Genomic DNA, 23,024 nt, shown 5'->3' with positions numbered 1-23,024 from the left:
AAATGACATGAGTCATGGTATTATGTTCCCAGGATCCAACCTATAATGGCAGGACTAATTATCACAAAATAATCACAAATATTGGAGATATCTAATGAAAAATGACATGGGTCATAGGAGTATTTTAATCGTTGACGATTTACCCGATAATCTTCGACTTCTGAGAGACACATTACAAGGACAAGGCTATAAAGTTCGTTCCTGTACAACCGGGGCAATGGCTTTAAGAGGGGCGAAAGCCGCCGTGACAGATTTGATTTTACTGGATATTAAGCTGCCTGACTATGATGGCTATGAAATTTGTCGGCAATTAAAAGCCGATGAGCAAACTGCCCATATTCCCGTAATCTTTTTAAGTGCGCTGACTAATACCGGCGATAAAATCCAGGGATTTGCGGTGGGTGGGGCAGATTATATCACTAAACCTTTTCAAATCGAAGAAGTGTTAGCCCGCGTAGAAACTCATTTATCAATTCAGCGACTTCAAAAAAGTCTCCAGGAAAAAAATTTACATCTTACCCAAGAAATTGCTGAACACCAACGCACCCAAGAAGCTCTCTTTTATGAAAAAGAATTAGCTCAAATCACTCTTAGATCCATTGGCGATGCGGTGATTACGACTAATTCCCAGGGTTATGTTACTTATCTCAATCCAATGGCTGAAAATCTTACAGGTTGGAGCGAACAGGAGGCGCAAGGTTTACCTTTATTTGATGTTTTTAAAATTATTAACGCCATTACGAAAGAACCTGTAGACAATCCGATTATTAAAGCTTTAGATGAAGTGAGAATTCTTAATCTAGCTCAAAATACCATTTTAATGGCACGGGATGGGAGGAAATTTGATATTGATGACTCAGCATCACCCATTCAAAATAGTCAAGGTCAGGTGATTGGGGCGGTCATTGTTTTTCGAGATATTACCGATTATAAGCGCCAAGAGGAAGCGAAACTGAATAATATTTTGAATCGGGCGATCGCGGCGATTACCAGCTATCGAACATTTGCCGATAACACTTGTATTTGTGATTATTGGTCTCCTGGATGCGAAATCCTGTTTGGCTATACTCCAGAAGAACTCATCGCCGATCCAAATCTCTGGAAAAACAATGTCCATCCTGAAGATTTAGACCCCCTGTTTGCTCAAATCACTGAAAAAGATCGGATGAAACCCATCAGCCATGTAGAGTATCGCTTTCGCCACAAAGATGGCACTTGGCACTGGATTTCCGCTTCCCTGTTTTCTGAATGGGAGCAAACTCATAATTGTTGGTTCGTAACCGGGGTTTTAACGGATATTACCCAACGGAAAAATTCAGAAATAGCGCTGAAAGAAGCGGAAAATATTATCAAGCAACAAGAAGAACAATTCCGATTAGCATTAGAATTAACTAAAACTGGTATTTGGAATTGGGATATAACCACCGGAATTATTCAATGGAATCCGAGTCATTATACCTTATTAGGCTATCAACCAGGGGAAGTGACATCGGATTATGAAGTGTGGCGATGTCGTGTTCATCCCGATGATGTGACTGAGACAGAAAAGAAACTCTTACAAGCACAAGAAAATCACACAGGTTACACCGCAGAATATCGGGTTATACATTCAGATGGCTCTGTCCATTGGCTGTTAGGCAAAGGACAAGGAATTTATGATCGAACTGGAAAAGCTGTGCGGATGATGGGGACGATTATTGACATCAGCGATCGCAAACGCTCGGAAATTGCCTTAAGGGAAGAGCAAAAAAAATTAAGTTTGTTTGTGAGATATGCTCCTGTCAGTGTGGCCATGTTCGATCGCGAAATGCGTTATCTGAATGTCAGTCAACGCTGGCTAGAATTGTATCAATTAGATTCTATGGCAGCGATATTAGGGCGCTCTCACTATGAAGTATTCCCGAATATTCCTGATACTTGGAAACAGATTCATCAAAAATGTTTAGCAGGTGCTACGCAAAAATGCGATCAAGACTCTTTTATCCTACCTGATGGCTCTGTGCAATGGTTGAAATGGGAAATTTTACCCTGGCGACTTGATACGGAGGAAGTGGGAGGAATTCTGATTTTTGTTGACGATATTACAGAGCGCAAACAAGCAGAAATGGCTTTACAAGAGAGTCAAGAGAGTTTAATGATTGCCATTGAAGCCGCCCAAATGGGTACATGGTATTTGGATTTAATTAATGATGTTTCCTCGGTGCGATCGCTACGCCATGACCAGATTTTTGGTTATGATAAGCCCCAAATAGAGTGGGGAGAAGCCATTGCTAGACGGCACATTTTGGAAGCTGACCTGAAAATTTGGGATGATGCTTTTGCTCGTGCCATGAAAACGGGTAAACTCGATTTTGAAGTGCGTGTTAAGTGGCCAGATGGAAGTATTCACTGGATGGCGGCTTATGGACGTTTTTATTTTGACGAAAATAGAAAACCTCTCTATGGAGCCGGTGTAAATCTTGATATTACAGAGCGCAAACAGGCAGAAATCACTTTAAAAAATCAAATCGCCCGAGAGCGAGTAGTCACCAATATCGCGCAAAATATTCGTGAAACCTTGGCTCTCAATCAAGTATTACAAAGAACCGTGGATCAAGTGCGGGAATTTCTCACCGCCGATCGCGTGATTATTTTTCGTTTTCAACCGGATTGGACTGGTGTAGTGATTACAGAATCGGTGCTAAGTGATTATCCTGCTATTCTGTCCAGGCATATTTACGATCCCTGCTTTGCGAACAAATATATCGAACCCTATCGTCAGGGAATTGTCACCAACCGCAGCGATTTTTATGCGGATGACATTCAACCCTGTTATCGCGAACTAATGGCATCTTTTCAAGCCAGGGCTAATTTAGCCGTTCCGCTTTTGGAAGGCGATCGCTTATGGGGATTATTAATTGTCCATCAATGTTCTGCCCCCCGGCAATGGCAAACCACAGAAATTGAATTACTGCAACAATTAGCGATTCAGGTAGGGATTGCCATTCAACAATCAGAATTGTATGAAAAAACTCGTCAAGAATTATTAGATCGGCAAAAAGCCGAGCGCAAAATTGCTGAACAAGCAGTCTTAATTGATATTGCCACTGATGGGATTTTTGTCCAAGACCTAGAACAGCAAATTGTTTTCTGGAATCAAGGGGCTGAACGGTTATATGGTTGGACAACCGCTGAAGCGATCGGGCAAAAAACTCAAACCCTATTTAATCAAGATGATGCCCTGAATCAAGCTTTACAAATCACAATGAAACAGGGCAGTTGGCAAGGGGAAATCGCACAAGGGACTAAAAGCAATAAAAAAATCATCCTAGCTAGTCGCTGGACATTGGTAAAAAATGAATCAGGCCAACCGAAATCAATCCTGAGCGTCAACAGCGATATTACAGAGAAAAAACAACTGGAAAAACAGTTTTACCATGTCCAGCGTTTAGAAAGTATCGGCACCTTAGCCAGTGGCATTGCCCATGATTTTAATAACATCCTGACTCCCATCTTGGGAATTAGTCAACTCTTGCCTCTCCGACTCACGAATGTTGATCAAAAGACACAAGAATTGTTGAGTACCCTGACTACAAGTACCCGACGGGCGGTGAATTTGGTCAAGCAAATTCTGCTGTTTAGTCGCGCCAGTGACGGTGAATTCGTTGTCTTCCAACTCAGGTATCTGTTTCGAGAATTGATCGGAATTGCCAAACAGACTTTTCCCAAATCGATAGAAATTTCCGATCAAAGCCCCACCAGAGAACTCTGGACAATTTCCGCCGATCGCACTCAAATGGATCAGGTATTTATGAATCTGATGATTAATGCGCGGGATGCCATGCCCGAAGGAGGTAGTTTAACCATAAGTGCCGAAAATCGTTACTTAGACGAACATTATGCCCTGCTGAATTTAGAAGCCAAACCGGGGCCTTATGTGGTGGTTACGGTTTCTGATACAGGATCCGGCATTCCGTCGGAACTATTAGAGCGAATTTTTGACCCATTTTTCACCACTAAGGAAGTGGGAAAAGGCACCGGACTGGGATTATCTACGGTGATGGGAATTGTGAAAAATCATGGCGGTTTTATCCGGGTGACAAGTGAGTTGGGTAAGGGGACAGAATTTGAAGTTTTCTTACCGGCTATTCAGGGAGAAATCATTACGACCACCTTAGAAGAAGAAATGCCCTCCGGGAACGGAGAGTTAATTCTAATTGTGGAGGATGAAAGCTCGATTCAAGAAATTACCAAAACTGCCTTAGAGAAGTATAATTACAGAATACTGCTGGCGAGTGATGGGATTGAAGCCCTGGCCATATATGCCAAAAATCAAGCAGAAATCAGTGTGGTTTTAATGGATATGATGATGCCCAATTTAGATGGATTTACCGCCATCCGCGCTCTGAAAAAAATGAACCTAGCAGTTAAGATTATTGGCACCAGCGGCATCCTGGACAATAAACAACTGGCTTTACAAGCTGATGCCCAAGCCTTTTTGTTAAAGCCTTACACCATTAGTCAATTATTGAAAATTTTAAAGGAGGTGAATTATTAGACAAGACTGCAAAATTATCAAAAACACCCCCTTTTTTAGCTAATCTTGTAGGGTTTGGGAAATCCTGTCTTCAAAAATCGTTATTTTACTTTTCAATTGAATAGACCACAAATATTGGTCGGATCCATCGGGGATCCGTAGGGGCGAAGCATTCCCGCCGATAGTTTATGGTTAGAAGCGTAAATTTTGTACGGGAATGCTTCGCCCCTACACGAAATAACGATCTTCTGTTGAACGATTTTTCGGGGTTTCCAAACCCCTAAAAGAATAGCTTGGAAGCGGGGGTTGGGGGGGATCGAGATTGGTATAAAAAGCCGATGGCGGTTTTAAGGGGGGTTGGGGGGGATCAAGATTGGTATAAAAGCTTTCTTGTCTATGTTATACAGTTATACAAAATTTACCCTTGGTTAAACTTATGAACAAACGAATCGGTCAATTTTTGAGTTTTTTGGTCATGGCCATAGGCGGTCTGGTGCTTCTAGGTTGGTACTGGGATATTCCTTTACTCAAAACAGGTTTTCCCGGTAGTATATCAACCATGAAAGCTAACACCGCTTTGGCTTTTTTATTAGCTGGAATATCCTTAAGAATTCTCCAATATCAAAGAATTACCCGACTGCAATATCGCATCGCCCAAGGGTTAGCGTTATTGGTAAGCCTGCTGGGAGTAGTCAATATAATTCAATATTATTTGAAAATAAATTTAGGCATTGATGAGTGGCTTTTTCAGGATTTTAGCTCTGCAATTACCACAACTTTTCCGGGGAGAATGGGGTTTAATACAGCCCTGAATTTTGTCTTAATGGGAATAGCTTTATGGTTGGTGGGAAACAAAACCAATCGTGGCATTTGGTTGGCGCAATTTTTCAGTAGTGTGGCCGCTATTATTTCTCTTTTGGCTTTATTGGGACATTTGTTTAATGTGGGTGTTCTGGCTACTTTGATCGCCTATTCAACCACTCAAGCAATCCATACTGCTCTGGCTTTTTTGCTTCTCTATGGTGGAATTTTGTTGACCAATCCCGAAGCCGGATTGATGGAAATCATTGTCAGTCCCTTTATCGGTGGTTTGATGGTGCGTTGGCTCATTCCTTGGGTAATTTTATTTCCTCTAGTTCTCAATTTTTTGGTGTTTGAAGGATATGATTTCGGCTGGTACGATCTGAAAGCGGCTTATGGCATTCAAGTAACGTTTACCATTGTTTGTTTTTTAGTGATTGTTTGTTGGAATGGCTATTGGTTAAATCAAATAGAGCGCGATCGCACCGAGGCTAACCAGTCCCTTCAACAGACACAACAACATTTTAAACAAGCGGTAGAAGCGGCGGAATTAGGAACATGGCAATGGGATTTAATCACCGGAAGTGTCATATTATCTCCTCAAAGCGAAAGGCTGTTAGGTTTGGCAGCGGGCAGTTTTCCGGGAACTTATGAAGCCTTTATTAACTTACTCCATCATAGCGACCTAGATGCGATTACCAATTCCTTGGAAATATCCCGGTTAAACGCTACTACCTGGCTGATGGATCATGAAATTATTGATCCGACTGGCAAGGAGCGTTGGGTTGTCTCAAGCGGTAAATTTTTGTATGACGAAACCGGATCGGCAGTCCAGATGCGTGGGATTCTCAAAGATATCACCTATCGAAAAAATTTAGAACTTGAATTAAGGGAAACTAATCATAATTTAGAAAACCGGGTGGCAGAAAGAACCCTGGAATTACAAACCTTGAATCATCAACTACAAGCAGAATTAATCAAAAGTCATCAGTTTCAACGGAGCTTAGAAAATAAGAAAGCGGAAATTGAAGCAATTTTTTTAGCGATTCCCGATCCAATTATCTTTACCAATGTCAGTCGCAAAATTAGGAAAGTTAATCCGGCATTTACTAAAATATTAGGGTATCCTGCCGAACGGGTGTTGGGAAAAACTCCCCAATTTCTTTATGAAACACCCGATATGTATTATGCCCATTGGAAAAAGTATTATAGTCCGACGGCAACCGACGAACCAAAACGATCGGAAATTGAGTTTCGCCGCCAAGATGGGGGAATGATTCTGGCTGAAACCATTGGGACAATGGTGAAAAATAGTGAAAATCAGATCATTGGTTTTATGGTGGTGATTAGAGATATCACTCAGCGCAAAAACGCTGAAAAAAAATTACAAAAATATGCGGAAGAGATTACGGATTTATACAATAATGCCCCCTGTGGCTACCATTCCTTAGATAGTCAGGGCAGAATTATTCAAATTAATGATACTGAATTAAACTGGCTAGGTTATACCCGGGAACAAGTGATTGGGAAAATGCACCTTAGTCAATGTTTGACCCCCGAAAGCATTGAAATATTTAAGAAAAATTTTCCCATGTTGAAACAGCGCGGTTGGTTAAATAACGTAGACTTTGAAATGATTCGCTCTAATGGCACGGTTTTGTCGGCGATTTTAAATGCTACGGCGATTAAAGATGCCGCAGGTAATTTGATAATGACTCGCTCTACTATTTTTGATATTACAGATCGCAAGCAAGCGGAGTTAGAATTAAAACAAGCCAAAGAACAAGCGGAATTAGCGAACCAATCTAAAAGTATGTTTTTGGCGAATATGAGCCATGAACTGCGGACTCCCTTAAATGCTATTTTGGGCTTTACCCAACTTTTAGGGCGCGATCGCACTTTAAGTGCTTATCATCAAGAAAGGTTACAGATTATTAATCGCAGCGGGGAACATTTACTCGGATTAATTGATGATATTTTAGAGTTATCCAAAATTGAAACGGGACAAATGAGTTTAGCCCGGAATGATTGTGACTTGCACTGGTTATTACTCACCGTTGAAGAAATGTTACGCTCTAAAGCGCAAGCCAAAGGATTAAATTTAATTTTCGACCGGGCTTTCGATCTGCCTCAGTGGGTTCAAATCGATGAGAAAAAATTGCGTCAGGTCTTAATTAATTTATTAACTAATGCGATTAAATTTACCGATCGAGGCAGCGTGACTTTAAGAGTTAGCGTTAGCCTAGGGGAAAATGAAATCAATCCGGCGAATAATCTGGCGAATGATTCACTGATGACTGATGACTATTGCCCTTTCTCTCTATGCTTTGCCGTAGAAGATACCGGAGTGGGAATTGCTCAGGATGAGATTGACAGTTTATTTGAAATTTTCTTGCAAGGAGAAGCGGGAAAAAATTTAAATCAAGGCGCGGGGCTGGGTTTAGCGATTTCGCAAAAACTTGTGCAATTGATGGGCGGTAAAATCCAAGTTGCAAGTGTCTTAGGAGAAGGCACTATTTTTTCCTTTGCTATTCCGGTTCAATTAGGTTTAGCCTCGAAAAGTGAACCGGAAAAATTGACTCAAACCGTGGTCGGACTAGCCCCAGGACAGCCGAATTATCGCATTTTAGTTGTGGAGGATCTTTGGGAAAGTCGTTGCTTATTGGTTGAACTGCTGCGGGCGATCGGTTTTGAGGTGAAAGAAGCCACAAATGGCGCTGAAGCTGTGGCTTTATGGGAAATTTGGTCGCCCCATTTGATTTGGATGGATCTGAGGATGCCGATTATGAATGGCTATGAAGCCACTCAACGAATTACCGAAGCTGCTGGTACACAAAAACCTGTGATTATTGCTTTAACCGCAAGTGTTTGGGAAGAACAACAGGAAGCAATTCTCGCGACAGGTTGTGACGATATGGTGAGAAAACCTTTCCAAGAATCGGTGATTTTTGCCAAAATTTCTCAATATTTAGGGGTGCAGTATATTTATGAAACTCCATCCCCTATACAGCCAGCTTTTGCAGGGGCTAATTTATCCCCAGAAGCTTTAGGGGTGATGTCCCCGGAATGGCTAGAAGAAATGTATCAAGCCGCTTACTGTTTGGATGCGGATGTGATGCTGGAATTAATTAGACAAATCCCTGATTCAGAAGCCAATTTAGCAAATGCCTTGAGAGAGTTAGTGATTAATTTTAATACGGATATTGTTATGCAATTAACTCGTGCTTTACTTGAAAAGTAGTCGGGTGGGCATTGTCAACCTTGTGAAGATGATAAGGGGAGATAGGGGAGATAGGGGAAATAGGGGGGAAAATTAAGCTTGCGTAGGCATTGGCTTTATTAAATAGCAAATATTATATAACGAATAACAAATAATGAATACCTATTAACAAATAGCGATTATTTTATGCTAAAAGATTTCGCGCAGTTTGTGGCTTTTTAAATAAACTTAAATAATTTCACAATAATTTAAGATTATGGAACAAATTTTAGGGCTAAATTCGGGCGGAAATTTTCTCAAAAAAATGGTCAGTTTCTCAGGAATAAGATAAACTATAATATGTAAAGAATATATAAAGGATCAAATAATTTATAGGGATTAGTGGTTAGCTTGTAAAGAGCAGCAATTTATCCTCTCTACATCAACCCGTGAGTCGTTAACCTTGAGGCTCGGAACCCAAGGCTCATGGGTGAGAACTGGCCGCTGTCAATGCTGAATGCTGACAAAATTTTTTTGCATGGGTACGACCGATCGCCGATCTCTGACTACTGAAGACGTAGAATAATTGATAGGAATGGGTAGGCAAAACAATGAATTTATATATCAAAGACCAGGGGCTTCCCGATATTTATCGCGGATTTGAACGGGTTTTAATCGAGCAGCAAAGAGTTGATAAAGCCTTGGAGGTATCAGAACAAGGCAGAGCGAAAGGATTTGTGGATTTTTTGACCAACCATATAGGGATGCGATCGCCCTTTTTGCCATCGGTTTCTCCCCTAAGTATTTACCAGATTAAACAAATTGCCAAATCTCAGGCATCTACTTTAGTGGAATATTCCCTGATTTATGATTACAACCAGTTTTATCAGGGAAGTTCTACTCGTTCTACTCATTGGGGCATCCCTGATATTTATGCTTATGCAACGAAGTTACTGATTTGGGTGGTGTCCCCCAAAGGTCAGATTTGGTTTCAAGAAGTTGACTTAACACCTTTGCTGGAAGAATATCAGACTTCTTTGGCGAATTTGGTGCGAACGGTGCGAGAGGCGATCGCCGTTGGCAAAGATTATTTGTCCACGTTACCGCAAATGTTTCGCCGCTATTCCCTGGACGAACAATTACAATTACTGTATCGGTTTTTGATTTCGCCGATCGCGGATTGGTTGCCGAGGGATCCCAGTTCACGGGTGATGATTATTCCCCAAGATTTCCTATTTTTACTTCCCTTTGGCGCTCTGAAAGATCAAAATGGTCAATATTTGATCGAAAAACATACTTTATTGAGTGCGCCAAGTTTGCAGGCGATCGAACTGATTCGGAAAAGACAAAAACACTCATTTGTCCCGCAGGATCTCCCCCCCGATCAATCCCTCAGCAGTTCTTTGACCCCCAAAAGCAGCGATCGCGGCAGCGGAGCGGAGCTCCTTCGCCTCTCAGATCCGACCGCTAAATTACCCCTGACTCTTTATCCGGCATTAGTCTTGGGAAATCCCACCATGCCCAGTTTTTCCCTACAATTTGGGGAGGTTCCCGTCTATATGACCCGCTTACCAGGAGCGGAAATCGAAGCTAAAGCGGTGGCTGATGTACTGAATGTGGCACCCCTGACCAATGATGCTGCTACAAGAACTGTGGTTTTGGAGCAAATGCCCAAAGCCAGAATTATTCACTTAGCTACTCATGGGTGGCTGGGTTCCACGGAATGCATGGAAGGAGTCGTTGCCTTAGCACCCAATTCCCAAGGAAAAAATGGTTTTTTGACCCTGCGAGATATTTTTCATTTAAGCAGCGATCGCCACCAACTGCCCTTATCAGCGGATCTGGTTTGCTTGAGTGCCTGTGATATTGCCCGGGGTCAGATTTGGGGTGACGGGGTGTTTCGACTCAGCCAAGCTTTTTTAGTCGCGGGAGCGAATACATTAATCATCTCTCTGTGGCTGCCCCCCACCGACTCCAGCCCCATACTAATGAAACAGTTTTATCAAGATTTTCAAGGCACTGGAGATAAAGCCCAATCTTTACGTCAAGCCATGCTCTCGACCAGGGAAAAATTCCCAGAACCTAGATATTGGGCAGGGTTTACTCTCTTTGGTTGTGCTGCACTGCACCCTGCACCTTGATTCAGGCGATCGGGCGGCCCTAGTCCGAGATAAAACAGCCGAAAATTGCAACTTGTGTTAGCATCGGGGGAAAACTTGCTTTTAAAATCCCTAAAATTAATCTCCAAATCCCCCAAATCAATGAGTAAGGTTCTGGTTCTTAACGCTTCTTACGAACCGCTCAATATCACCAACTGGCGAAGAGCGGTGGTTTTATTGCTCAAAGGCAAAGCCGAGCAAGTAGAACATAACGGTAAATATGTTTATGCTGAGTTTCCTTTGCCCACGGTGATTCGGTTGCGGCAATACGTCCGGGTGCCTTACAAAGATATCCCACTGACTCGCCCTAATATATATTACCGAGATAACCATACTTGTCAATACTGTGGATATTCTGGGGATGATTTGACCCTGGATCACGTCCTGCCGCGATCGCGCCACGGTGGAGATACCTGGGACAATCTCGTGACTGCCTGTATTCGTTGCAACGTTAAAAAAGGAAATCGTACCCCCCAAGAAGCTAATATGCCTCTAAGTCATCATCCGCGCAAACCGCACAGCAGCCTCTACTTTGAGGTGAACAAGCACGTCAAGAGTGGCTTGCATCAAGAATGGAAAAAGTATGTGATTGGCAGTTAAAACCCCTAGCATGAGTTCAAGTGCTAGGGGTTTTTGCTTACGCACAGAAAAGAAACCAGGTTTCCAGAAACTCATAAACCTGGTTTCTTAATTGAAGTATTAACACAAGGATTAACACAAGTTAATCCAGGGCGGTGCTATATCTTTGGGTTAGATTAGTAAATTTTCTACGCCTTCTGTTGTGCTCAAATTGGCTAGATCAATAATTCTTCTATATTGCAATCTCCACTGCAAGGCATTTGAAATCGTTAAGAAACCCTGTTCTGGAGGGTGGCTGATTATGCGATCGGCTAAAATTTCACGGCCTATCTCATCTAGAGGGAGATTCCGTTCTTCTAAAAACGCAATGATATCATCTTTATTACCATGACGCCGTATAATTTCTCGCAATCCATAAGTGGTTTGATAATCAGCGGTGTGTTTTTGTTCTAAGAAAACAATGTGTAAAAATTTTAGATCACAAGTATGAGAGGCTCTATCGTCGGTTTTTTCATAGACTAAAACCAGGAGATGATACCCCAGTTTAAATACTTTCTGACTGGCATCGCGAAATGGACAGGAAGACTGAGGCTGTCGAATGGATGTTACTTTTAAATCAACATTTAAATCGGGAAAATATATGCCACTGGCGGCACTTCCGCTGCTGTAATAATATTGACGAATTAAATATTGATTAAAGGCAGCTTATACATAAGTTCCGACTGCTTTTCCGTCAGTAATTCCGTATAAGCTTGGAATCGGAGTATCACTGATTTGTCTGGCAAATTTTTGGACTTCTGTCTTTAATTTAGTCAAGGTTAATCGTTGCATTGATTCAGGCTACTCCTGGTTACAAAGCTAAGGTTAGTTGCTGAAAAATTGGCTGATTTAAGATAAGGTTATTTTTACCGATTCGATTGGCTACCCATGCCACACAAGGAGGAGCGATCGCATTGCCAAATAATGCATAGCGATCGTAAATTCTGGCAACGCGACACCAATCATCGGGAAATCCCATCAATCGGGCATATTCCACTGGGGTTAACCGTCGATATTTATCCCCTACTTGATACCGTTCATAATGTCTGGAAGTAGAAGCGGTTAGGGTTGAAGTAATGCCATTAATCCCAAAAATAGTATAACCGAGTCTCGCTCCTCCTCCTTGATTATAAAGGATTTCGACTCCATTACAATAGCGATTCACGGCTTTACTTTGTTTGATTCTTTCCCCAGTATCGGTGGTAAAATCAAACTGCGGATCGACATCGGATTCATTTTCCAGAATATCTCTGAGTTTCTTTCTCGGTTGGATGTCTGGTAACGGAGGAATCTGCTTAGAGTAGATTTTTTTCTGATAGGCAATTCCCCAATTTCCCGGTTTGCTGTGACTGCGGATAATTGGCGTTAAATTATCCGTAAATGATGGATTAATTTCTATGAATTTTAAATCTTCATGGGTTAAAAAGACGGAATATTTTTCTAGCATTTTTAGCATTTTTAGCATTTCTAGCATTTCCGGGCTGTTTGTTTGGTTAATCCTAGTGCCAAAAATAAAGATGCGCTCGCGATTCTGGGGTAAACCAAAGCTGACAGTATTAATTATTCTCCATTCTATAAAATAATCCAAAGCTGACAGGGCATCTAAAATCGCGCGAAAGTGATAACCGGATTCCATTGTCAACAAACGCTTAACATTTTCTAAAAAGAAATACTGCGGTTTTCTATGATGCAAAATTTCTATAATCCGTTCAAACAGAGTTCCCCGAATGCGATCGCGAACTCCCTGCTTTTTTCCTGCGGGACTAAAAGGTTGACAAGGAAATCCGGCAGTTAAAATATCATGGCAGGGAATTTCTTCTAGATTAATTTCCCTAATATCGCCTAAAACTAAAGAATTTTTGCCAAAGTTACTCCGATAAACTTGACTGGATAATTCACTGCTATCATTAGCCCAAATTGTAGAAATATTCGCCGCTGCCATGCCTAGGCGAAAACCGCCTATCCCGGCAAATAATTCAATGGCTTTTAATTGTGTCTTTTCACTCACAGAAATGCCTCATTTATCCTCTTTATGCTTGACGATTGTCTCAGGTCGTCGGTGCTGATTTTACCAAAAAAGTTGTTGGTTGGTGGTTGTTGGTTATTCGTTGGTGGTTGGTGGTTGGTGGTTGTTGGTTGGTGGTTGCATATTTTATATTATCGCATATAACATATAACATATAAACAATAAATATCCAATAAATAACGAATAACAAATAACGAATTTATTTTGAGAAAATTCAGCGCTCAAAAATGACCAGATTTCGATATGATAAGGATGCTTAAACCATCGATGATGGTTTTGTTGTTATCTTTTGCTATATATTCGGAGATTTTTTCATGGTTACGTTGAAAATCGTTGTCAATATCGTGGTTCTGTTCTTTGTGGGCTTATTTGTGTTTGGATTTTTGTCTTCTGACCCATCCCGGAACCCCGGTCGTCGCGACTTGGAATAATTCAGGGAAGAAATATCCCAAGATTGAACCCCCGCGCTTAAGTGGGGGTTTGTCACGAATGGGGAGAGTTGCCGGATAATGCCGGATAATAATGATTGTCAATTGCCTGGGAACTTATCCTCTCAGATGAATCTCCTGGAAACTATTGTTTTAAGCTGGCAGTTTTATCTGAGATTTGGGTAAATTGCCACGATTATTTATATCTGTTGTGATTAAATATGTCCTATCCGGTTCCCCCTTCTGAACCGCCTGCGATCATTGAATACCAAATGCCGCCAATCCAGGATTCGGAGTTGACTACGGCAGAAAATTTTTCTATTGCACCTCCAGCACAGCGGTTATTTAATGTTGATGCCGATCGCTTAACGGCGCTGCCAGTTGTCCCTGATGCTAATGGGGCAATACCGCCGCAAGCTTTTTTACTCGGTGGGCCTTTAGAAGTGAGTTGGCCTTTATCAACAAAGGAGCGATCGCCCTCCGAACTGACCCCAAAACTGTCAGAAATTAATTTTTCAGAGATTAACTTTCCAAAAATTAACTGTTCAGAAAATAACTTTTCAGAAATTAATATTAGTCAAGCGGGTCAAGTCACCCCAGCCCCAACCCCGGCCCCAGGAGAAGCCGTGACCCCCAACCCACAACCCACGGAGGGAACGCCTCTGCCGTTGAGTGCAGAGGATGTAGTAAAAATTAATTCCGATCGCCAGGAATATAACGAGCAACGTCAGGTGGTGACGGCGGAAGGCGATGTGTTTATGCGGTTGGGGAATACGGTATTAAATTCCCAATGGCTGCAAATGAATTTACTCAGCCGGTTTGCCGTAGCCCAAGGGCAAGTGCTTTTAACCAATGGCACTCAGGTGATCGAGGGCGATCGCTTGGAATACGATGTGGTCAGAAACCAAGGGGGAATGCAGCAGGCTAAAGGTCAGATTGTTTTGAATGAAGCGACCTCGACGGTTGCCACCACCTTACCCACGGATGTGACGGCGGGGGCTGGACAAGAACGGGCGCTCACGGAAAGACTGCGGGCGGGAGAACCGCCGCGCCGAGTTAGGAACACAGGGGGTCTAGTGATCGGCGTGGGGGCTGGACTAAATCAAGGGGTGGGTCTGCCCACTACCGGAGGCACCATCAACCGGCTGCGGTTTGAAAGCGATGACCTGACCTTTACCGGGGAAGATTGGCAGGGGACGAATGTTAGAATTACCAACGATCCATATTCTCCCCCAGAATTAGAATTACGCTCCCGTCATGTGACGGTGCGACGGTTGTCCCCGGAACAGGATGAAGTGATTGCCCGACGACCTCGGTTAGTTTTCGAGAATAAAGTATCGATTCCGCTGTTGCGGGAACGAGTGATTATCGATCGCCGGGAACGCGACCCGTCTTTAATTCGTTTCGGCTATGATGGGGGCGATCGCGGGGGATTTTATGCCGAAACGCCTTTAGAGCCCATCGTCAATGACCGATTCCAATTCAGCATTAGCCCCCAATTCTATATTCAAAAGGCGATCGCCGGCCCCGATAGCATTTCTGACCTGTTTGGCTTCAAAACCAGAGTCAATGGCAAACTCAGTCCCACCACCAACCTAGAAGGACGAGCCACATTTACCACCCTCAACCCTGACACTATTGACGATAAAACTAGAGCCAATCTACTACTAAGGCAACAAATTGGCACCCATTCTCTGACAGGGGAATACGCCTATCGCGATCGCATTTTCAACGGTTCTCTTGGCTTTAGAACCGTGCAACAAAGTCTGGGCGTCCTATTAAATTCTCCCATTATCCCCTTGGGCAAAACCGGCATCAACCTCAGCTATGAAGGCAGCATTCAATCCATCAATGCGGACACCGATCAAATCGACTTACTCGAACCGATCCGGGAGCATAATCGCACCAGCTTAACCCGATTTCAAGGGGGTGCGGCTTTAAGTCGTGGCTTTTTACTTTGGCAAGGAACCCCGTTACCGGCGAATCCCCAAGAGGGACTACGATATAGTCCCAGTCCTGTCATTCCATATATTCGCTTGTTCACGGGACTCAACGGCACTTTGACTGGCTACAGTAATGGCGATACCCAAAACTTTGTCTCTGGAAGTATTGGCATCCAAGGGCAATTTGGTCATTTTTCCCGTCGTTGGTTAGACTATACGGGTTGGAGCGTAAGTTTATCCCGGATTTGGAAAGATGGTGCTTCTCCCTTTTTATTTGATAGAATTGCTGACTCTAAGGTACTTGCCCTCGGATTGACCCAACAAATTTATGGGCCAATTCGCTTCGGGGTACAAACTCTGATTAATCTTGATACCAAGGAAGCGATTAATACTGATTTAATTCTGGAGTACAGTCGGCGTAGTTACGGTCTAGCGATTCGCTATAATCCTGAACAACAACTCGGTTCTCTGTCTTTGCGGATCAGTGACTTTAACTGGAGGGGTGGAGGTGAACCTTTTTCTCGCTCAGAAGTGCGATCGGTGGATGGTGGGATCCGGCGAGTTAACCAAGAAATTCAGTAAATCCGACAATTACAAATAATGGGTGAAATTCTGCAAAAAAAATGACTAGACCAGATCCAAAAAATAATGATGCAGCAGCGATGACTGCTGAAACGCTGCTGGTTCACTATAGTTTTGATCTGAGTCATTGGACCGCAGCAGAATTAATTCATAAATGGCTGCAAGATTATCCATCCCGCTGGTTACGGTTAGCGATTATTGAAGCGTTATATCAAGGCCGTTATAAAAGCATTTCTGTAGAACAAATTTTAGCCTGCTGGCAGCGGCGATCTAGGCCAATTTATCACTTTAACTGGGAATTTGAGCAGTTAATTTGTGGGAAATTGCCAGAAGCAAATATTCCCGAACAAGATGTTCAAGTGACTCATCAATCGGCGCTGCTTGAAGCCCCTGAATTGGCAGAAAATATCCCCGATACAATTATTGAGGAACCGGATAAATTATTGACAAATAACCCCGCGATCCACCCCATAATTGCTAAGTATAAGCCTGATTTGAGCCTGCCAACCACCGGGGAAACTGTCCCGAGAATCATGGTGGATACTGCGGAACAATCCCCCGCAGTGGCTTTGCTATCTGCCGCTGAAAATTCTGAAAACTCTGAAAATTCTGGGGAAAAAAACGGCATCGCCTCCCCGGAGGTTGAATCATTTGAATCAAATGCCGCTCATTCTTTGCCCTTGATTTCTGAGAATAGCGCTAACTCAAAAGCTCAGTCAAAAGCTGATGAAAAAGAAAAGTTATCTACCGAAGAAATTCAGCGTCAAATCATTAATAATTTACTCCAAGATCCTTGGCTAGATGAGGAAGATGAAGCGACGATTCAAAGCATTCTCAATGTTTCGACAAATTCCTCTTTCAATGATTCTATCAATGCCGCTAATGCGGCGATCGATGCTTCTATGAGTTCTTCTGATTTGCCAACATTTGATTGGCAAACAGTCCTAAACCTTGACTCAGATCAACTACCCTCAGCCCCGGTGAATTCTGAATTTAATTGGCAAGAAACTCGTCCGCCGATTCATCAATTTACTCCAGATGTAGCCGCTTCAGAGTTTTATATGAAGCTAAAAGCGGTGTTAGAAAATAAGTTAGAGCATCCCGAAGAAGAACCGCGAAAAAGACGCTCTCGACCTCGGAAAAAATCAAATTAGACGATTAAATCAGATAATCGAAAGCCCCCCGAGGATCGGGGGGTTGGGGGGATCCGATCATTCCTTGGGCTTAACTCCACCCATGCGAATTTCGCTACAAAATGACAATAAACTATAGCCGGTTTCGTCTTTTACCGCACTGGTACGCAAGCGTAAATTATCTCCAGCAAACCAGAGCCTTTCTTCCGCAAACAAAGAATCGGACTCGGTAGTAATGGTGACAGCGTTATCATTGCCGATCGCAAACCGACTAACATTGCCAGCGCGATCGCTGATTCCTGGGCCTGGTTTTCTCAATAACTTGCCTTCTTTGGCGTGAGGGTCGGAGGCGATCGCTACCAAAACCGTAGACCCCATCTTTTTCGGTTCCTTGTACAAGGGTTTATTTTCCCAACGTACCCGCACCGCACATAAAGCCAAAGAGGGGTTAACTTTGTGATCCTGACAAAGTTGCAGCACCTCTTGGTCATTTTTCTCTAAGGAGTCAATCCATAGATCCGTGCTATCTGCCACAGATTTGGTTTCTGCCATATGTTGACTGGTGCGCTGAGAAAACCATTTACCAGCACTCTGCTCAAAAAACTCAATAATGTCCATCAATTAAAGCAATTCGATCGCTATATTTATATCTATCGGTCTATGGTACAAGTTATTGGGGGATCAAAAAGAATCAAGATTAAGAATCAAGATTGATTTTTGATTTTGCCCAAACGTTCCAGGGATAAGCAAGCCGCCGCTGCCACTTGGGGATGGCTATCTTTTTCTAAGAATTTCAAGGCTGAGAGACTTTTCTCCGTAGGCAGATTTCCCAAAGCTTCCGCCAAACGCTGACGCACCAACCAATCTTCGGATTGGATAAACCGGAGAATCCGATCCACGGATTCTACGGATTGAATTTCCCCTAATGCCGCGATCGCCGCTTGTTGCACCACCACTTCTGGGCTATCCAGGGCAGAAATCAGCACATCACGGGCGCGGGGATCTTTCAAATTGCCCAAAGCGACTGCGGCACTAAAGCGCACCAACCATTCCGTATCCTCATAAAATGCCCGGACTAATGGCTGAAATGCTCGCGGGTCTTCCAAGTAACCCAAAGCCCCCGCCACATTTGCCCGCACACTGTAGTCCGGTTCGCTTTCCAGCCGTTGCACCAAAATCGGATAACTTTCGTCGGTGGGCTTCAGTCCCACCGCAAACGCGGCCATTGCCCGCACTTGCAGACTTTCATCATCTAAAACTTTCTTAATTAAAGGCATGGCATCTTCCGGCGCCACATCCCGCAGATGCGCCAATGCCACCATGCGATCGGCCACTTTTGGGCTGTCCAACTTGGCAGAAATTTCTTCTAAGGTCATTAAAGCACTCATTTTCTTTACAAAAGTTTACATTACCGTGTTTCTATTATAAGCAGAATGCCGCCAAAGTGGTAAGCACTGGTGTAAAATAAATTGCACATTGTTTGTGATTCGTGTATAATAGGACAGGGAAAATCCCCCGGTGCTTGGCACTACAGTGAGATTTATTCAGAATTTAAGTCCAGAAACCCAAAGACTTCTAGAAAGAATTTATCAAGAAAGCAAGCGGCCTCAAGTGCGAGCCTGAGACCATTGTATTCTATTAAGTTTTAGCGGTTTCAGGAGAGAGCAACTCATCGACATATTCGGAGTCAGCCGCCGTACCATACACTATTGGTTTCAGAAGTGGGAAACTCAAAAATTAGTAGGATTGTATGACCGGGCAGGCCGAGGCAGAAAACCCAAGTTGTCATCATCCCAAAAGGAACAAGTGAAAGAGTGGGTGAAGTCGGAGCCGAAAACTTGAAAAAAAGTGATAAATCAGGTAGAAGAATCCTGGGGAATCAAAGTGAGTAAATCCACCCTAAAAAAAGTGGTAAAAGAATTCGGCATGACCAGGAAAAGAATGATCATAGGTCTCAACAGGCCACTCTTTGAGTGGGAATATGAGCTGAAGCTAGAAAAATTATCAGTCTTAAAAAACCTTGATGAAAAAGGCGACATAGACTTAAGGTATTTAGATGAAGTTGGCTTTAGCCTGACTCCTGTTATCCCTTATGGATGGCAATTGCCGGGGGAAACAATTACTTTGAAAAGTTCAAGCAGCCCCCGATTGAATGTGGTAGGTTGGCTGAACAGAAAAAATGAATTGTTTTCTAAAATTTATCATAATACGCTGACAAGTGACGGGTTAATAAAGGTTTTAGATGATTTTTGCCAAACCTTAACTAAAAAAACCGTAGTGGTGATAGACCAACCAGGCTTCAATCCATACAAGTAAAGCCGCGATCGACAAAATAGAATCATGGCAGGTCGCTGGGCTGGAAATATTTTGGCTACCCCCTGATTCACCCCAGCTAAATTTGATTGAGATTTTGTGGAAATTTATGTATGAAATATGAATGGATTCAAGTAGATGCTTATAAGGACTGGTCAAGCCTAGTAACATCTGTGAGAAAAATTCTCCTGGGGATTGGAACTGAATATGCAATTAATTTTACAGATGCACTTATCTGCGATCGGTTGACCGTCACTATCCGGATAAATAATTTCTGGCTCGGTTTCGGGCAATGAAAGTTGAGCGATCATATTAAGTTTCCTCAAAACCTCTGGACTATTTTAACCAGAACAGCACTGACGCGATCGGGTCACACCCGTCGTTTGCTATCATGCCATTGAGATTGCTCAGTATCAGGAGAACAAATAGTGAAACTGAAAAATTTACTGATTGGTGCCGGAGTCGCTGCGGTTGGCGGCATTGGTGTTAAGCTGGCCACGGATTATTTACGCAACCGAGGCAAAGAACAAACCCCCGAAGGAAACTTAGAAGACGAAGCGGCTGTTGAGGAAACCGTTGCCGCAAAAATGGCCTCTTTCTCAGCGCCACCGGAACAGACCATTCAATATGTCAATGTAGAACCGAGTTCAGTTCAGGGTTTTCTTGATGCCAGTTTTGGGTCTCCCGGTCGTTACGTCCCCAATCGTCCACCGAAAGTTTTTGATTATCAAGATACTCAATATATGGTGATTTGGGCTGACGATAACCAGAAAGGGAAAAAACAAATGTTGGCTTTCAAATATACCGATGGTGCTCGGAAAATGGTTGCCAGCGTTGGCTATACAGCGGATGGGACTGATTACAATATCTCTCTAGAAGGAACACCAATGGCGGTGGAAGTGGAGACCACGGGTCAGCAAATTACGTCCGGTCAAGGACAAACTGATGGCACTAATGAGGTCGATTTTGTGCTCGCTGGTGCCTAAGTGAGGTGCCTAAGTTGATTTTGTTTTAGCTTAACTTACCCTCCCATAAGGGGGGGCTTGCCTCAAGGAGGCGCTGGCATCCCCAAGCATTTCTGTCACAAGTTTTGGGGGTCTGGGGTGTGCAGATGAGAGGATAAATTTTATCTTTTAATTTTCTCGCCTGTTTCGCTTTTGATTCCCCGGCACAAGATGGCCAGCACAAGATGGCGGTATTTTCGGTGAATTTAATCAAAACTTTCTTTACTTATTCTCTTAAAAGTCTAGATTTGAGTTCACATTTCTTGTGTCTGAGGCACCCTACAAAAATTTCTCACAAAAGCTTATTCTAGTTAATAGATTTTATCGTTACACTTGGAACACTTGGAGTATTTATGGTTGCAACTCAAGTTTCTGCCCGCGAATTTTTCCGTGCTGCTTATGAAAATCGTTACACCTGGGATGCGGATTTTCCCGGCTATACCGCTGATGTCACTTATGAGCATGAGGGTCAGGTGATTCAGGGCCGGGTGAAGGTGGGGCCGGATATGAAGGCGGAAGTTATGGATGTTGCTGATGAGGCGGCGCAAAAGGCGATTCATGGGCAACTTTGGGAAACGGCGATCCACCGTGTGCGTCGCGATTTTGAAGCGGTGCATGGGGAAAATACTTTTAGCTATGGGGAAACCGATGAAACGGGGGCAGTGGAAATTATTATCGGCGGTAAGGGGGAAGGCGATCGCTACCAACTCCGCAATAATGAGGTCTGCATGGTGCATCGCCACATCCACGGGGTTGTGGTGACGATCTACACCCAAAGCAGCCACCAAACCCCAGAGGGCTACCTTTCCCACTGTTATGATTCTGTCTATCACGACCCCAAAACTGGGGAGCAAAAGGGGGAAAAGAGCAATTTTGAAGACCACTATACCCAGGTGGGCAAGTATCAAATTCTGAGCGATCGCCTGATTCACAACCCGGAAAGCGATCGCCGCGATCGGTTCACCTTTTCTAACATCCAACTGTTGGGCTAGGCTGAAATCCCGATGAGCCGAGCATTTCTATTTTTTGATAGAATTTGATGTTATGGGACAGGCATTATGTCTGTCCTTTTTTTGTCTTTCACCTAGATGGGCAAGCTGCCGGTTATACGGTGGAAAATCGGGTGGAAGTGGGTTTATTGAGGGGGATAATTCATGGAGTTTCTGCTCCGTTCAATTTGTTTATTTGCCTCAAATTTTTGCTTTTTTGCCAATGTCATCACTTTGTTAGCTATTTTTTTCACTTGCCTTTTGAATATCGCCTTTTGACTATCGCCTTTTGAATATAAAACTTGCCCAGTATTGCCTCCAGGGTTAAATTTTTTCATCTTCTTCTACATAGGGCTTGTTCATTTTCAGTCAAATCGCATCGCCGAATTTCTGACGAGCAAACTTAGTTGTTTGCCAACCATGACTCTGGCTTGTGCCAACATCTGAGTTTTCTGATGAGTTTTCTTATTTTCCTGAGTATTTTTTTCTAGACATCATCATTATGTTACAAAATGTAAAGGAATGCGGAAATCCCCCTAAATATCGGTGAAACTAATTCTATAAGGAAAAATTTTTTTGGGTATTTCCCCATTACTTGATGACTTTATTATAACAATTCTCACCGTCTAAACATTCAGGGGGAGGAAGTGAGATGTTGCATCATTTAATCAGTTCAACGTCGCCATTGCTGGACTTTGCCCGTTTCGCCCAAGTCACCAAAAATCTCTATTTAAAGGGTGGTGTCTTGCTGGGAACTATGCTGGTCGGATTATGCGCGACACAAGTGCTGGCATTGTCGAACGTGGTCGATGTGACTCCAGAAGCAATTCTGCATCGAACTACGGAAAATATCGCACAGACAATTCATTTATCAAATCCTGCATCGATTAAACCAGAAAAATTGCTCGACAAGAGCGATGATTCCTTGCCCGATGGCGTTTATCTTTATGGTGAATCCTCGGAATTAGATCAAATTGGTCAAGCTTATATGGTGTTTGAGTCTCGTGGGGGCAAGATTATTGGTGCATTGTATATGCCACATTCCGAGTTTGATTGTTTTTACGGCACTCGTCAGGGAAATCAGTTAGCTTTAACTGTAGTCAATAGTTATGATGGCATGACTCATACTTTTGCTTTGGGAATTGTGGAAGATTACCCAGTGGCGTCAGCCAGCGATCGCCAACCTCCGGGAAATGGCGAGACAAAGTTCTCTTTAGAAGGATTTCAGGCGATCGCCAACCTCAGCGACTTGGATCGGCGTCTTTTAGCTACCTGCAAGGACAACTATCAAGAACAAATTTGGTAAATTTGGT

Annotated in this window: 14 protein-coding genes and 1 pseudogene; 11 read left to right on the top strand and 4 right to left on the bottom strand. The window is 43.1% G+C overall.

Features of this window, described 5'->3' with window-relative positions; all coding sequences use genetic code 11:
* The first annotated feature begins 94 nt into the window (after positions 1–94).
* From ABWT76_RS29230 to ABWT76_RS29215, 4 genes are all read left to right on the top strand, one after another.
* A complete protein-coding gene (locus ABWT76_RS29230) occupies positions 95–4,537 on the top strand; it encodes a PAS domain S-box protein (protein ID WP_354635359.1) in 4,443 nt (1,480 codons plus the stop codon).
* Positions 4,538–4,952: 415 nt separating this feature from the next.
* Complete coding sequence (locus ABWT76_RS29225) at positions 4,953–8,558, top strand: PAS domain S-box protein (protein ID WP_354635358.1); 3,606 nt, start codon at positions 4,953–4,955, stop codon at positions 8,556–8,558.
* A 569-nt stretch (positions 8,559–9,127) separates the two neighbouring features.
* Positions 9,128–10,657 carry a CHAT domain-containing protein gene (locus tag ABWT76_RS29220; RefSeq protein WP_054465535.1) on the top strand — a complete coding sequence of 510 codons (1,530 nt, stop codon included), beginning with the start codon at positions 9,128–9,130 and terminating at the stop codon, positions 10,655–10,657.
* A gap of 120 nt (positions 10,658–10,777) precedes the next feature.
* Positions 10,778–11,275 carry an HNH endonuclease gene (locus ABWT76_RS29215; RefSeq protein WP_054465607.1) on the top strand — a complete coding sequence of 166 codons (498 nt, stop codon included), beginning with the start codon at positions 10,778–10,780 and terminating at the stop codon, positions 11,273–11,275.
* A gap of 829 nt (positions 11,276–12,104) precedes the next feature.
* Here the strand turns inward: ABWT76_RS29215 and ABWT76_RS29210 are convergent.
* Positions 12,105–13,301: a DNA (cytosine-5-)-methyltransferase gene (locus tag ABWT76_RS29210; protein WP_354635357.1), complete on the bottom strand. Its 1,197-nt coding sequence runs from the start codon at positions 13,299–13,301 to the stop codon at positions 12,105–12,107.
* Between the two features lie 332 nt (positions 13,302–13,633).
* Here ABWT76_RS29210 and ABWT76_RS29205 point away from each other — a divergent pair, with 332 nt between their 5' ends.
* The 3 genes from ABWT76_RS29205 (at position 13,634) to ABWT76_RS29195 (ending at position 17,426) form a co-directional block, all read left to right on the top strand.
* Positions 13,634–13,750 carry a photosystem II reaction center protein I gene (locus ABWT76_RS29205; protein ID WP_072160708.1) on the top strand — a complete coding sequence of 39 codons (117 nt, stop codon included), beginning with the start codon at positions 13,634–13,636 and terminating at the stop codon, positions 13,748–13,750.
* Between the two features lie 218 nt (positions 13,751–13,968).
* Positions 13,969–16,272: a DUF3769 domain-containing protein gene (locus ABWT76_RS29200; RefSeq protein ID WP_054465533.1), complete on the top strand. Its 2,304-nt coding sequence runs from the start codon at positions 13,969–13,971 to the stop codon at positions 16,270–16,272.
* Positions 16,273–16,313: 41 nt separating this feature from the next.
* Positions 16,314–17,426 carry a hypothetical protein gene (locus ABWT76_RS29195; RefSeq protein WP_054465532.1) on the top strand — a complete coding sequence of 371 codons (1,113 nt, stop codon included), beginning with the start codon at positions 16,314–16,316 and terminating at the stop codon, positions 17,424–17,426.
* A 57-nt stretch (positions 17,427–17,483) separates the two neighbouring features.
* On the opposite strand, the gene ABWT76_RS29190 is transcribed toward ABWT76_RS29195, so the two are convergent.
* Both ABWT76_RS29190 and ABWT76_RS29185 read right to left on the bottom strand, forming a co-directional pair.
* The gene (locus ABWT76_RS29190; protein ID WP_054465531.1) at positions 17,484–18,023 is read right to left on the bottom strand and encodes a phycobiliprotein lyase; all 540 of its coding nucleotides are present in this window, start codon (positions 18,021–18,023) and stop codon (positions 17,484–17,486) included.
* 86 nt (positions 18,024–18,109) lie between these two features.
* The gene (locus ABWT76_RS29185; protein WP_054465530.1) at positions 18,110–18,793 is read right to left on the bottom strand and encodes a HEAT repeat domain-containing protein; all 684 of its coding nucleotides are present in this window, start codon (positions 18,791–18,793) and stop codon (positions 18,110–18,112) included.
* Positions 18,794–18,938: 145 nt separating this feature from the next.
* On the opposite strand from ABWT76_RS29185, the pseudogene ABWT76_RS29180 reads away from it, so the two are divergent.
* The 3 genes and pseudogenes from ABWT76_RS29180 to ABWT76_RS29170 all read left to right on the top strand — a co-directional run.
* Positions 18,939–19,939: pseudogene (locus ABWT76_RS29180) on the top strand (IS630 family transposase); the annotation flags it as partial.
* A 207-nt stretch (positions 19,940–20,146) separates the two neighbouring features.
* Positions 20,147–20,704: a hypothetical protein gene (locus tag ABWT76_RS29175; protein ID WP_313890604.1), complete on the top strand. Its 558-nt coding sequence runs from the start codon at positions 20,147–20,149 to the stop codon at positions 20,702–20,704.
* A 371-nt stretch (positions 20,705–21,075) separates the two neighbouring features.
* Positions 21,076–21,714, top strand: a complete 639-nt coding sequence (locus tag ABWT76_RS29170; protein WP_054465527.1) for a DUF3386 domain-containing protein — start codon at positions 21,076–21,078, stop codon at positions 21,712–21,714.
* 143 nt (positions 21,715–21,857) lie between these two features.
* Here ABWT76_RS29170 and ABWT76_RS29165 read toward each other — a convergent pair whose 3' ends face one another.
* Positions 21,858–22,049, bottom strand: a complete 192-nt coding sequence (locus ABWT76_RS29165; RefSeq protein WP_054465526.1) for a hypothetical protein — start codon at positions 22,047–22,049, stop codon at positions 21,858–21,860.
* Positions 22,050–22,363: 314 nt separating this feature from the next.
* Between ABWT76_RS29165 and ABWT76_RS29160 the strand changes: the two genes are divergently transcribed.
* On the top strand, positions 22,364–23,017 hold the full coding sequence (locus tag ABWT76_RS29160) for a hypothetical protein (RefSeq protein WP_054465525.1): 654 nt from the start codon (positions 22,364–22,366) through the stop codon (positions 23,015–23,017).
* Positions 23,018–23,024: the final 7 nt, after the last annotated feature.

The sequence above is a fragment of the Planktothricoides raciborskii GIHE-MW2 genome (assembly GCF_040564635.1).
In the GTDB taxonomy this organism is placed as follows: domain Bacteria; phylum Cyanobacteriota; class Cyanobacteriia; order Cyanobacteriales; family Laspinemataceae; genus Planktothricoides; species Planktothricoides raciborskii.
Note: the sequence above shows the minus strand (reverse complement) of the source record. Positions and strands in the feature narration are given on the sequence as shown.

Excerpts from the sequence above, each read along its gene's own strand:
- ABWT76_RS29185 (WP_054465530.1), bottom strand. The coding sequence starts at position 18,793 with ATGAGTGCTTTAATGACCTTAGAAGAAATTTCTGCCAAGTTGGACAGC.
- ABWT76_RS29200 (WP_054465533.1), top strand. The coding sequence starts at position 13,969 with ATGTCCTATCCGGTTCCCCCTTCTGAACCGCCTGCGATCATTGAATAC.
- ABWT76_RS29215 (WP_054465607.1), top strand. The coding sequence starts at position 10,778 with ATGAGTAAGGTTCTGGTTCTTAACGCTTCTTACGAACCGCTCAATATC.
- ABWT76_RS29160 (WP_054465525.1), top strand. The coding sequence starts at position 22,364 with ATGTTGCATCATTTAATCAGTTCAACGTCGCCATTGCTGGACTTTGCC.
- ABWT76_RS29195 (WP_054465532.1), top strand. The coding sequence starts at position 16,314 with ATGACTAGACCAGATCCAAAAAATAATGATGCAGCAGCGATGACTGCT.
- ABWT76_RS29225 (WP_354635358.1), top strand. The coding sequence starts at position 4,953 with ATGAACAAACGAATCGGTCAATTTTTGAGTTTTTTGGTCATGGCCATA.
- ABWT76_RS29165 (WP_054465526.1), bottom strand. The coding sequence starts at position 22,049 with ATGAAAAAATTTAACCCTGGAGGCAATACTGGGCAAGTTTTATATTCA.
- ABWT76_RS29205 (WP_072160708.1), top strand. The coding sequence starts at position 13,634 with ATGGTTACGTTGAAAATCGTTGTCAATATCGTGGTTCTGTTCTTTGTG.
- ABWT76_RS29170 (WP_054465527.1), top strand. The coding sequence starts at position 21,076 with ATGGTTGCAACTCAAGTTTCTGCCCGCGAATTTTTCCGTGCTGCTTAT.
- ABWT76_RS29220 (WP_054465535.1), top strand. The coding sequence starts at position 9,128 with ATGAATTTATATATCAAAGACCAGGGGCTTCCCGATATTTATCGCGGA.
- ABWT76_RS29230 (WP_354635359.1), top strand. The coding sequence starts at position 95 with ATGAAAAATGACATGGGTCATAGGAGTATTTTAATCGTTGACGATTTA.
- ABWT76_RS29190 (WP_054465531.1), bottom strand. The coding sequence starts at position 18,023 with ATGGACATTATTGAGTTTTTTGAGCAGAGTGCTGGTAAATGGTTTTCT.